This is a genomic window from Dyella sp., from assembly GCF_035486915.1.
In the GTDB taxonomy this organism is placed as follows: Bacteria; Pseudomonadota; Gammaproteobacteria; order Xanthomonadales; family Rhodanobacteraceae; genus Dyella_B.
On the sequence record NZ_DATHMR010000033.1, the window covers coordinates 1 to 12361 of the forward strand.

Annotated in this window: 12 protein-coding genes and 1 pseudogene; 7 read left to right on the forward strand and 6 right to left on the reverse strand. The window is 59.0% G+C overall.

Translation table 11 applies throughout. From position 1 onward, the window contains the following. A pseudogene (locus tag VK725_RS03225) lies at positions 1–437 on the reverse strand (lytic transglycosylase); the annotation flags it as partial. 121 nt (positions 438–558) lie between these two features. On the opposite strand from VK725_RS03225, the gene VK725_RS03230 reads away from it, so the two are divergent. The 3 genes from VK725_RS03230 to greB are packed head-to-tail and all read left to right on the forward strand — an operon-like array spanning position 559 to position 3816. Continuing rightward, a complete protein-coding gene (locus VK725_RS03230; protein ID WP_325316618.1) occupies positions 559–2052 on the forward strand; it encodes a helicase HerA-like domain-containing protein in 1494 nt (497 codons plus the stop codon). Positions 2053–2062: 10 nt separating this feature from the next. Continuing rightward, complete coding sequence (locus tag VK725_RS03235) at positions 2063–3319, forward strand: hypothetical protein (protein ID WP_325316619.1); 1257 nt, start codon at positions 2063–2065, stop codon at positions 3317–3319. Beyond that, complete coding sequence (gene greB, locus VK725_RS03240) at positions 3316–3816, forward strand: transcription elongation factor GreB (protein ID WP_325316620.1); 501 nt, start codon at positions 3316–3318, stop codon at positions 3814–3816. The genes VK725_RS03235 and greB overlap by 4 nt, the downstream gene beginning before the upstream one ends. A gap of 5 nt (positions 3817–3821) precedes the next feature. On the opposite strand, the gene VK725_RS03245 is transcribed toward greB, so the two are convergent. After that, positions 3822–4631: a DUF3025 domain-containing protein gene (locus VK725_RS03245; protein WP_325316621.1), complete on the reverse strand. Its 810-nt coding sequence runs from the start codon at positions 4629–4631 to the stop codon at positions 3822–3824. A gap of 13 nt (positions 4632–4644) precedes the next feature. After that, entirely contained in the window at positions 4645–5964 is a 1320-nt protein-coding gene (gene rimO / locus VK725_RS03250; RefSeq protein WP_325316622.1) for a 30S ribosomal protein S12 methylthiotransferase RimO, read from the reverse strand. A gap of 105 nt (positions 5965–6069) precedes the next feature. Here rimO and VK725_RS03255 point away from each other — a divergent pair, with 105 nt between their 5' ends. Next, positions 6070–6744, forward strand: a complete 675-nt coding sequence (locus tag VK725_RS03255) for a dienelactone hydrolase family protein (protein ID WP_325316623.1) — start codon at positions 6070–6072, stop codon at positions 6742–6744. Further along, positions 6741–7166 carry an HIT family protein gene (locus tag VK725_RS03260; RefSeq protein WP_325316624.1) on the forward strand — a complete coding sequence of 142 codons (426 nt, stop codon included), beginning with the start codon at positions 6741–6743 and terminating at the stop codon, positions 7164–7166. Before VK725_RS03255 ends, VK725_RS03260 begins: the two co-directional genes overlap by 4 nt. 65 nt (positions 7167–7231) lie before the next feature. Here the strand turns inward: VK725_RS03260 and VK725_RS03265 are convergent, their stop codons facing one another. From VK725_RS03265 to apbC, 3 genes are all read right to left on the reverse strand, one after another. Beyond that, positions 7232–7747: a hypothetical protein gene (locus VK725_RS03265; protein ID WP_325316625.1), complete on the reverse strand. Its 516-nt coding sequence runs from the start codon at positions 7745–7747 to the stop codon at positions 7232–7234. Between the two features lie 95 nt (positions 7748–7842). After that, positions 7843–8409, reverse strand: a complete 567-nt coding sequence (gene dcd, locus VK725_RS03270) for a dCTP deaminase (RefSeq protein ID WP_126672092.1) — start codon at positions 8407–8409, stop codon at positions 7843–7845. 121 nt (positions 8410–8530) lie between these two features. Beyond that, positions 8531–9625 (reverse strand): iron-sulfur cluster carrier protein ApbC, encoded by a 1095-nt coding sequence (gene apbC / locus VK725_RS03275; RefSeq protein WP_325316647.1) that lies wholly within the window; start codon positions 9623–9625, stop codon positions 8531–8533. Positions 9626–9815: 190 nt separating this feature from the next. Here apbC and VK725_RS03280 point away from each other — a divergent pair, with 190 nt between their 5' ends. Together VK725_RS03280 and VK725_RS03285 are read left to right on the forward strand one after the other, a co-directional pair. Further along, the gene (locus VK725_RS03280) at positions 9816–10265 is read left to right on the forward strand and encodes a DUF2147 domain-containing protein (protein ID WP_325316626.1); all 450 of its coding nucleotides are present in this window, start codon (positions 9816–9818) and stop codon (positions 10263–10265) included. A gap of 201 nt (positions 10266–10466) precedes the next feature. After that, positions 10467–12269 (forward strand): alkaline phosphatase family protein, encoded by a 1803-nt coding sequence (locus VK725_RS03285; protein WP_325316627.1) that lies wholly within the window; start codon positions 10467–10469, stop codon positions 12267–12269. Positions 12270–12361 lie beyond the last annotated feature (92 nt).

The following is a 12361-nucleotide window of genomic DNA, read 5'->3' on the forward strand; positions in this document are numbered from 1 at the left end:
TGTACCTCGGCCGGGTTGATGGCGCCGCCGGATTGACCAGGAAGCGACGTCGTCGCAGGTTCGCCCGTGTCTTCATCCGGCGTCTCATCACCGATAAAGCTGCCATCTTTCAGGCGCAGCAGGTGATCGAACACGGAGAAGAAGCGCTGTGGATCGCATCCCGGCGTCGTGCCGCATTGAGCGGCCGAGTTCTTCAGCTGATCCAACGCCTGATCCAGCGTCTTCTGCGCGCCTTCGGCATCGCCTGCACGCGTCTGCTGCAGCGCCGTTTCGTAGCTCCGACTCGCCTGATCGAGCTGCCCGTAGAGCGCATTGAGAGAGGCTGAAGGCGGCTGTGGCTTGGTCGCACTCGCGCCTGACGCGCAGGCAGTCAACTGCATCAGCGCCGCAACCAATGAAACAAGACGAAAGGAACGGGCGGCGTGACGGTACGACATGACAAAGGCACCAGCTTGTAAAGCGGCCACCATAACCGTCCGCGCACGCAGACTCAAACAGATTCTTGATAGCGGGGACGATGCGCACCGCTACAATCGGCCATCACTCCGGGGACCTTTCATGTCAGACATCCTGATCGGACGTAGAGACAAGGCAGAGGTTGTGCTTGAGCCACGCTACGGCAATCGCCACGGCATGATTGCTGGCGCGACAGGAACCGGGAAGTCCGTGTCGCTGATGGTGCTTGCCGAAGGCTTCTCGCGATTGGGCGTCCCCTGCTTTCTCGCCGATGCGAAGGGCGATCTCGCAGGACTGGCACTCCCGGCCGCTGAACCTAACGATGCGGTGAAGACACGTCTGAAGAAGCTCAGGTTGACCGACTGGAAACCGCAGGCCAATCCTGTGGCGTTCTGGGACATTTATGGCAAGCAAGGCCATCCCGTTCGCGCGACGATCAGCGAAATGGGACCCACTCTCCTTGGCCGTGTGCTCGAACTGAACGACACGCAGCAGGGCGTGCTGGAAGTGATCTTCAAAGCTGCCGATGACGAGGGGTTGCTGCTGCTCGATCTGCCGGACATGCGCGCCATGTTGGGTTTCGCCGCCGAGAACGCGAAGGAACTCTCCAAGCGATACGGTTTGATCAGCACGCAGAGCATCGCCGCGATTCAGCGCGCCCTGCTAAAACTCGAACAGGATGGCGCCGAGCAATTTTTCGGCGAACCTGCACTGGAACTCGCCGATCTGATGCGCCAGGACATGACCGGTCGCGGCATCATCAACATCCTCGCGGCCGATCGCCTGATTCTCAAGCCGCGATTGTATTCCACGTTCCTGCTCTGGTTGCTTTCCGAACTTTTCGAACAGTTGCCCGAAGTGGGCGATCTTGATCAACCCAAACTCGTTTTCTTCTTCGACGAAGCACATCTGCTATTTAGCGATTGCCCGCCTTCGTTGCGCCAGCGCGTCGAACAGGTCGTGCGATTGATTCGTTCCAAGGGTGTTGGCGTGTACTTCTGCTCGCAGAATCCGGACGATGTGCCGGGCGACATCCTCGGGCAGCTCGGCAACCGCATCCAGCATGCGTTGCGTGCGTTTACGCCGCGTGATCAGAAGGCCGTGAAAGCGGCGGCGGAAACGTTTGTTGCCAATCCAGCCATCAACACGGTTGAAGCGATCACGCAGCTTGGTGTGGGCGAAGCGCTGGCATCCACCTTGATCAAAGGTGGCATACCTGCGCCGGTCGAACAGATTCTGGTGACGACACCATGCTGCCGCATCGGGACCATCACGGAAGAAGAGCGCAATACCATTCGCCAACGATCACCCGTCGGTGTGAAGTACGATACCGCGGTGAATCGCGAATCCGCCGCTGAATTGCTCGCCGCACGCGCGGATGACAAAGCCGCTGACGCACCAGCAAAAGACGCCGCGACGTCTTCGCCCTCCGGCTCAGCCTGGGGAGACACCGTGCGCGATACGCTGCTAGGTACCAAGCGACGCCAGGGCATGATTGAAACCATGGGCAAACAAGTCGTACGAACGATGGGAAGTCAGCTCGGCCGACAAATACTGCGCGGCGTGCTCGGCGGCATCTTCGGAGGAAAACGTTGAGGAGTCACGGATGAGCCGCATTGAAACGATTCCTGTCGATCAGTCTTTCGCCGACACACTCGTAAGCGCACTCACGTACCCCTTACGCGGCGCGGCACTTGCGACGTGTCTGGTGCTGACAGTTCTGCACTACGCCGATCTCCTTCCTTTCGTCGGTGGGCTGATAAGCATCGCCTTGTGGGCAGCGACATGGCGCTACGCCGCCGATTGTCTGCTGCACACCTCACATGGTTATTTTCAGCCGCCGGACGTTGTCATTCAGGTCAACACGTCGCAAGGCTGGTGGCTGTCGTTGATACATGTTCTTGGTTTTGTCTTCTGCCTTGTCTACGCGGTGCTCTGGCCGCACACGCTCCCGTTGTTTCTCTTGCTGGTGGTTCTGGTGTTGCCTGCCATCGACATGTCGATGGCGCTGGACGGTCATGCATGGATGGCATTAAATCCGGCGCACTGGGTCGCGATCATCGGCAAGTTTGGCGTGGCCTATCTGATCCCGGTGATCGTCAATGTGATTCTGAGTGCTCTGATGTATGTCAGCATGAGGTGGAGCGCTCAATTACCGAATCTACTGGCGCAGCCCGTCGCCTGCTTCCTCGTGACTTACCTGATCATCCTCGGCTTTCATTTGATGGGCGTGATGGTGTACCAGCGACACGAACACTTCGGCCTTGTCCCTGAGGCGCAGGAGTTGGTTGCCAAGAGCGGCCAGAACGATGATCAACAATTGCTCGTGCGTGTTGCAGCCATCGAAGCGTCCGATCCCGATGCAGCGATTTCCTTGCTGGTGGAGCGCATGCAAGGCCGTCATGCCCCGGCCGAGTTTCACCAGGCCTATCAACGGTTGCTTCGAAAGCAGGGCCATCGCGACGCGCTGCTCGAACACGGACACATCTGGATTTCTGCGTTGATGGCCGATGGCGAACCACGCCGCGCATTGGGTGTGTTGCAGGGATGCAGCGAGGACGATCCCGATTTCATGCCGGATGATCCTTCGACGGTGCATCAGCTTGCGGATCTTGCAGGCCGATTGGGCATGGCCCGGCTGGCGCTCAGGCTATGCAAAGGCTACCTCGCCCGCTGGCCGCGCGAGCAAGACGCTGTCTCAAGTGGATTGCTCGCGGTGCGACTGCTGAGCGGCCCACTCGATCGCCCCGCCGAAGCGCAAGTGTTGCTTGCGAAGTTGATGGCCGCCTACAGCGAACATCCTCAACACAGTGACATGCATATACTGCAACTCAAGCTTCAGAGTTCACCTGGTACATCATGAGCCGTTGGCGCCCACCCTCACCTACCTCCACCGCTATCATCACGCGCGAAGGCTTCGAAACGCTGAAAAGCGAACTCGATCATCTTTGGCATACCATGCGGCCGGAGGTAGTGAAAGCACTTGCTGCCGCTGCGGCAGAAGGCGACCGCTCGGAAAACGCCGAGTACACATATCGCAAAAAGCAGCTGGGCGAAATCGATCGGCGGGTTCGCTATCTCAGCAAACGCATTCCTTCGCTGAAAGTTGCCGAAGGCGCGCCGTCTGACAAGGAAACCGTGTTCTTCGGTGCCCTAATCGAACTGGAAAATGCCGACAGCGGCGAGACCTTGCGTTATCGCATCGTCGGGCCAGACGAAACGAGCGCCAAACTCGGTTGGATCAGTATCGATTCGCCGCTGGCGCGCGCCGTAATGAAGAAGAAACTGGATGATGAGTTTGAAGCGGAGCTTCCGGGCGGCCGCACACGCTTTACGATTATCGGCGTGACATACGAATGATGCGCTTAAGTGTGCAGTGGCGCTGGGTAGGCTCTACCGCTACGCAAGGGTTGATAACACGCAGCACTGAGATGAAAGGCTTCATCTTCATTATTCGCATGCCATCCAGGAATACCCGAAAGCGGCAACGGTCTCAGCTCCAACGGGTCACGCAAAAGCCGACGGTGCGCGATGGCATCGACACACGATGCAATAGCATCCGCGGCGCTCGCTTCACCCCGCGACATAACGACCAACGCCTTACCCACCAGTAGCTTGCCTGGTGTAAGCGCATGCTCGAGCAGCGCATGGCCAAATACTTTCACCTCGATGCCGCCGTTGAGCCACGCGGATCGACTGCGCCAGAACAAGCCGTGCCAATCATGCGTATCCCATAGCGCAAGCAACGATGGATCGCGGATGATTGCCACAACACCCGCTTCGTCAAAATGCGTTTGCGCGTATTGCGGCCGCGAACGTTCGCGCGGGCCAAAAAGTTCGATATCCGTAACTTGCTGGCGATTGAGCGCGCGCTTCAAATCTGGATAGCGTAGCCAGATCAACGCATTGAAAAGATCGTGCCAGTTGGCATCCCGTGTAGCGACCAGGCCGCGTTTGGCGATACGTTCTTCGTAGTGGAGCCCATCGGCAAGCAGCTCGCTTGTTTGCGTGACAAAGCGTTCAGACGCATCGCGCGGCCAACGGGTATTGAGCTGGTCGATCGAAGGCCAGTCTGCACTCTCCAGCCAATGGGCGTATTCAGGCCAATCGGCTAATGGAGCGAGACGGAAGACCGACGGATGAACAGCGTCTCGCGCGGGTGCGATGTAGCGCATGTTGCGCGCCGGATCAGCCAGCCAAACGCGCGTGCAGGTCGTGCTCGTCAGCCGCGTCGACCGTTACGTCCACAAATTGACCTGGCTTGAGCGACTGACCGTTAGCGATGTGGACGACGCCATCGATTTCCGGCGCATCGGCAGCGGAGCGTGCTATGGCGCCATCGGCGTTTGCCTCATCGACCAGCACCTTGATCGTGCGACCGATCTTGCGCTGCAGTTTTGCCGCCGAGATTTCCGCCTGCACTGCCATGAACTGCTCAAGGCGATCTTCCTTCAATTCTTCGGAAACAGGATCGGGAAGTTCGTTGGCCTTGGCGCCATCGACCGGCGAGTACGCGAAGGCGCCCACGCGATCGAGCTCAGCTTCGCGCAGGAAGTCCAGCAGCTCTTCAAACTCTTCATCCGTTTCGCCAGGGAAGCCGACGATGAAGGTGCTGCGCAGTGTGATATCCGGCACCTGCTTGCGCCAGTTCTGGATACGCTCCAACGTTTTCTCGATGTTGCCCGGACGCTTCATCAACTTGAGGATGCGCGGGCTGGCGTGCTGGAACGGGATATCAAGATATGGAAGGATCTTGCCTTGCGCCATCAACGGCATGATTTCGTCGACGTGCGGATACGGATAGACGTAATGCAGACGCGTCCACATGCCGAGTTCCGATAGGCCTTCGCAGAGTTCCGTCATGCGCGTGCGATAGCTCTTGTCGCGCCACATGCGTTCGGCGTATTTCACATCGACGCCATATGCGCTGGTGTCTTGCGAAATCACGAGCAACTCTTTTACGCCGCCTTTGACGAGACGTTCGGCTTCGACAAGCACCTCGTCCACCGGACGCGACACCAAATCGCCGCGCATCGAAGGAATGATGCAGAAGCTGCAGCGATGATTGCAGCCTTCGGAAATCTTCAAATATGCGTAGTGCTTGGGCGTCAGCTTGATGCCCGTATCGGGAATGATGTCGAGCAACCGATTGCGTTGGGGCGGCAACGCGCTATGCACAGCACTCATCACGCTGGCGTAGTCCTGCGGCCCCGTGATGGCCAGAACATCCGGATAAGCCTCGCGAATCAGCTCGGAACGCTTGCCCAGACAGCCGGTAACGATCACCTTGCCGTTTTCATGCAGCGCTTCGCCGATGGCATCGAGCGACTCCTGCACCGCGGCATCGATAAAGCCGCACGTATTCACTACGACGGCATCGGCAGCGCCGTAGCTGGGCACGATTTCATAGCCCTCGACCTTCAGCTGGGTGAGGATGCGCTCGGAGTCGACCAGCGCCTTGGGGCAGCCAAGGCTCACAAAGCCGATTTTCTGGGAAGCCTTTGACATGACCCTGATGACCGTAAACCTGCGGGAAACGGTCAATTATACGCTAGCCCGAGGGTGTAGCCGCCGCCGCTAGACTGACCGGACGTTCAGCTTGAGGTTGAAGCCATGGGCAAGCACATCAACGTTCCTACCAGCGGCACACAGTGTATTGGCGCGTATCTGGCGGAAGCGGAGGGGCAGCCCAAAGGCGGCGTGGTTGTCATTCAGGAGATTTTCGGCGTGACGCCGCATATCCGCAGCGTCGCCGATTATTTTGCGTCCGTCGGCTATACCGCCATCGCACCGGCCTTTTTCGATCACCTGGAAACAGGCGTTGAGCTTGAATACCACGACGAAGGCATGCGACGCGGAAGACAGCTTGTATCGGAGCTGGGGCTTGAACGCGCGATAGAAGATGTCGCTAGCGCCGCCGACGCCATCGCTTCGGCCGGAAACATCGGCACAGTCGGATATTGCTGGGGCGGAACGGTGGCGTTTCTTTCGGCGATACGGCTGGGTTTGCCCTCGGTGAGCTATTACGGAGCGCGCAACACCGCTTATCTTGGCGAACCGCTGAAGGCACCCGTGATGTTTCATATTGGCGAGGACGACACGTCCATCCCGCCTGATGTCATCGCAAAGCATCGTGAAGCGATGCCGAAGATGGATGTCTACACGTACGCAGGTGCCGGCCATGCGTTCAATCGCGATGTGGATCCGACGCACTATCACGAAGCTAGCGCAACGCTTGCGCGCAAGCGTACAGTGGCGTTTTTCGATCAGTACCTGGCGGCTAAATGAGAGCGATCGATTTCAATCTTGATCCTAGCTTGCAAACTTGCACGCATTACGTCACATCGCTGTCGCTGTGCGACGTTCTTCTGATGAATGATGCGAGATTTCCATGGCTTGTTCTGGTGCCGCGTCGTCCCGGCATGGTGGAAATGATCGATCTGCCCAGCGAGCTGCAGCAGGAGCTGTGGCGTGAAATCAACCATGCCAGCGCCGTTTTGCGCGATGCAGTGCCTTGCTACAAGCTCAATATCGGCGCACTCGGCAATGTCACGCGACAGCTACATGTTCACGTGGTTGCCCGTACCGAAAGCGACTCGGCATGGCCAGGGCCCGTGTGGAGTTTTGGGCGCGCAGAACCTTATGCAGAAGGTGAAAGCGATGCGCGTATCGCGCTATTGAAAGGTCGATTCACTGACAAAGCCAGCTGATTTATTGGCAAAAAAAAACGCCCATGCAGATGCATGGGCGTTTTCTCGTTCAATCTGATGTGGCATCAGTGACCATAGGGACTGCCTGCGGCGTCGGTACCCGCACCGCCAGCCGAACTCTTGTCCTTATCCGTATCGGATGCCACCGGCGCCGGTGCGTGGTAATCCTCGAGTTCACGCGTCTTGGTTTCGACCGGATTGATGCGGGCAAGCGTGCCGCCATTGTCGTAGTACGCGACGAAACCGTAATCCAGTTCCAGGCGCGCCATGTATTGCAGGTGCTGCTTGCGAATCTTGGAATCGTCGCTGGGCACCAGCAGCACGGTCTTGGGCAACTTGCCAGTGTCTTTCAGATAGGCAAAGTGGCTACCCGTATCGAGCGCGGAAAGCACAGCGCCGTCGATCAGAAACTGGCCGCTCTTATAGGCTTTGATCGTCAAGTCGAACTGGCTCTGCGACTGCGTCGTCGTGACCGTGTCGTTTTTGGCGGCGCCACGATGACACCCGCCCAGAACCAGCAGGCTGCCGATCAGAAGCGCGGCAGCAATGCCGCGGGTCGGCAACATGGAAAAACGGATCATGCGGATCTCCTGCAAATATTCGATGAGGCTCGACGAAGTGTAACGCCGCCCCGTTTGGGTGGATGACTTGGCTGAATCGCCGTTCAGAGAAATGTTCACGTACGAGGCAGCGTGACGCCCTGCTGCCCCTGATACTTGCCGCCACGGTCCTTGTAGCTGGTTTCGCATTCCTCATCGGATTCGAAAAACAGCATCTGCGCCACGCCTTCATTGGCATAAATCTTGGCCGGCAGCGGCGTGGTGTTGGAGAACTCCAGCGTCACGTGCCCCTCCCACTCCGGCTCCAGTGGCGTGACGTTCACGATGATGCCGCAGCGCGCGTACGTGCTCTTGCCCAGGCACACAGTGAGTACCTGTCGTGGAATGCGAAAATATTCCACGGTGCGGGCGAGTGCGAAGGAATTGGGCGGAATGATGCACACGTCCGCCTGCACATCGACGAAGCTGGTCGGATCGAACGCTTTCGGATCGACAATCGTGGAGTTGATGTTGGTAAAGATCTTGAACTCGCGCGCACAGCGCACGTCGTAGCCATAGCTGGATGTGCCGTACGAGATCAGCTTGTTGCCATCGCGTACTTTGACCTGGCCGGGTTCGAAAGGCTCGATCATGCCGTGCTGCTCCGCCATGCGGCGGATCCACTTATCGGATTTGATGCTCACGCGAACTCCGGTGCTCCTGGCCATGCGCCCGTAGAGCCGGGCGCAAAGCGGCAAAAATACATGGTTAGCCGGCCCCTGTGCCAGCGCTGACGATCCTTCCGACTCGCAAGGATCTGCGGCCTCACGCCGCAGGCGTTCCCTGCACCACGATCTTGCCCAGCCCCAGCGACTTATTGCGCGGCTGTCTGGCAAGACGGCCAGCCGTGTTTCGGGCGATATCGCGATAGCGCGCCGTCAGATCGGAATCGGGCATCGCCACGACCGTGGGATTGCCACTATCCGCCTGCTCGCGAATGCGGATATCCAGCGGCAGCGAGCCTAGATACGGCACGTTGTATTGCTCGGCCATGCGTTCGCCACCCCCGGCGCCGAAGATGTGTTCCTCATGACCGCAGTTCGTACAGATGTGCGTGGCCATGTTCTCGACGATGCCGAGCACCGGCACTTCCACCTTCTCGAACATCTTCAACGCCTTGCGCGCATCCAGCAGCGCAATGTCCTGCGGCGTGGTGACGATGACAGCACCGGCGACAGGCACTTTCTGCGACAACGTCAGCTGGATATCGCCCGTTCCCGGCGGCAGGTCGATGATCAGGTAATCGAGCATGTCCCAGCGCGTATCGCCGAGCAATTGCATCATCGCCTGCGTCACCATCGGGCCGCGCCAGATCATCGGCGTTTCTTCGTCGACCAGAAAACCGATCGACATGGCCTGCAGGCCATGGGCGGTCATCGGCGTGATGCTTTTGCCGTCCGGCGATTCGGGCTTGCCCTGAATGCCGAGCATGCGCGGCTGGCTCGGGCCGTAAATATCGGCGTCGAGAATGCCTACTTTCGCGCCTTCGGCCGCCAGCGCCAACGCGAGATTCACCGACACCGTGGACTTGCCCACACCGCCCTTGCCCGACGCCACGGCAATGATGTTTTTGATGTTGCCCAGCGGCGCGAGCGTACCTTGCACCTTGTGCGCATGAATGCGGCTACTCAGGGAGATCGCGGCTGAATCGATCGCCGGATCGGCTTCCAGTGCCTGCTTCGCCATCGCGCTCAGCGCCTCGCTGGCGCCAGCGGCGGGATACCCCAGCTGAATATCCACCGACACCCGGGCGCCGTCGACGCCCACCGCGCGAACGGCCTCCGCCAAAGGGCTCCCTGTGTGGGGATCAATAAGGTCGCCGAGGATGCGGCGCACCAGGGCGTCATTCGCCTGCGTCATGGGGAAGGTCGTGGCTATCGAAGACATCGATTATGCCAGTTCGCGCAGCCCTTAACTTCGTCCCACTGCGCATCCAGGCGTCAACGATGTGTGCTAACGCCATGAAACCGCAGTGTTTGCGCATTGCAGCTTGACCCTAACCCGTTTGCATCGGCAGGCTCGCCATACGCCAACGTAGGGAGACCCTCGCATGAAACGCCGCCTGTCGCATATCGCTATTGCCGCCTGTCTATTGCTGGGGCCAACCATCACCTGGGCAGCCGACGACACACCGGTCGGTACATGGCGCCAGGTTGACGATGCAACGGGCAAGGTGAAATCCATCATCCAGATCACGGACAACAGCGGTCAACTGCAGGCCAAGGTGTTGCAGGTTCTGATCTCCGACGATGGTCCGCACCCGGTCTGCAAGAAGTGCGACGGCGAACGCAAGGATCAGCCGATCGAAGGCATGACCATCATGTGGGGCGTCGCCAAAGACGGGGATGTGTGGGACGGCGGCAAGATCCTCGATCCGCAATCGGGCACCGTCTACAAGGTCAAACTCTCGCTGGAAGATGGCGGACAGAAACTCGATGTGCGCGGCTATGTCGGCTTTGCGCTGATGGGCCGCACGCAAACCTGGATTCGTCAGCAGTAATTCGCACCTGCACAAGACATCCGCGAGCACTTGTTCGCGGATGTCTTTCGATTGTTCCGCGCTTCACGCGCCTCTCACGCATCTCGTCGCATTCCTGCCAACGCCTGCTGCGTTGTCATGTGATCGTCGCGCGCCAGCAATCAACGCACATCATCGTCCGCGCACCTATCACGTACTGCCAGGGGCAGAGGGAGCTTGCGTATGTGCGGTAAACGGGGATCGATGCTGCCGTGGATGTTCGCGGCATTTTGTGTGAGCGTCGCGTTGGCGTCGCCGGTTTTCGCCGCGAACAGCGGTAATCTGATTGTCGACGGCGATGGTGAATCGGGCACGTGCACGACCGATTGGTCTGCCGTGAACACCGTGCCAGGTTGGACGGTGACACAAGGTAGTCCGTCGATCGTGTGCTACTCGATCGGCAGCTTCAACGCGCCGACAGGTGGTTCGGGCGGCAATGCATTCATTGCCGACGGCCCCTACGGCGATTCGGCACTGCGTCAGAACATCAACGTATCCAGCGCCGCAACCACCATCGACGGCGGTGCGGTGACATACAACCTTTCCGGCTGGCTTGGTGGTTACACCGTCTATAACGGCGAGGCGGTCGTGACGGCCGTGTTCCTCGACGCCAACGGCAATCCGCTTGGCATGCCAGCGCAACTGGCCGGTGTCACTGCCAGCACACGCGATCTGGAAAGCGGCTTCGTCGCGCAATCGGCCACCGGCAACGTTCCTGAGGGTACGCGCACGATTTCGGTGCTGCTGCAATTCACCAACACGTCGGCTTCTTACAACATCGGTTACGCCGACAATCTGTCGTTGACACTGTCCACCCCGGTGACGGCGGCGACCTTGCAAGCGCCAGCATCGAGCGTTCCCGCCTTCGATCACGTTTTCATCGTGATGATGGAAAACACCGATTACAGCGAAGTGATCGGCGACACGACCGATGCGCCCTTCATCAACAGTCTCGCCAGCCAGGGCACTCTGCTGGACAACTACAGCGGCGTCTACCATCCCAGCGACGAAAACTATCTAGCCATCGCCGGCGGCAATACCTTCGTGCAAGGTGCCATCTACTACCCCAACATCAAGGTCACCGCGCAGAACATCGCCGACGAGCTGGAAGCCCAGGGCAAAACCTGGAAGGCCTACGAACAAGGCATGGGCACGCCCTGCAACACCAGCAACAACAACGACAGCTACTACGAACCCGATGACGCGCCGTTCGTCAATTTCACCGATGTGCTGTCCAACCCCACGCGCTGCGCCGCACATTTGTTTGACACGACGCAACTGACAACGGATCTAAAATCCGCCTCCACGACACCGAATTTCGCGTGGATTGCCGCGGACGATTACTACGACGGTGAAGCCTCCGGCGACGGTACGCCAAAGAGCCTGCAAGTACAAAACGGTTGGCTGCAGCAAACGCTGCAACCAATTCTCAATTCGCCAGCGTGGACTCAGCAGCGCTCGCTGATTGTGCTCACCTGGGACGAATCGGCGTCGGAAACAGGCAATCACCTCGCAACCATTCTGGTTGGCTCGCCCGAAACGGTACAAGCCGGTTTCGTAAGCAATGCGAACTACAACCACTACAGCACCGGCACCACCGTTGAACACGCATTGGGCATCGCGCCGCTCACGCACAACGATCAATACGCACAGCCAATCAACGATGCCTTCGTTGCCACCACCACGATAACGAAACCCAGTCTGGCCAGCAGCATGCCGAACGTCGCTGCGGGCACCTACGTGCACTTCGACTACGCCACGCCGTCGAGCAAGCTCAACAGCGAAAACTGGATCGGTATCTACGCGGCAGGCAGCAGCCCCGGCAACGGCTCGTCCACGACGTGGCAAGCCGCGCCGAACGGCAGTGGGACGGTCACTTTCGACACATCCAGCCTGTCGCCTGGCACCTACAGCGTCTGGTACTGCTATGACAACGGCTACACCGTGCTTGCAGGGCCGATAACGCTCAATGTGACTTCACCATAACGACGTAGCCCGACTGCCGGTACCCATCGCCTGGGTACCGGCAACGCCAGAGTCGCCACACAGAGCAATACACGGCCCGTGTCATAATGCGC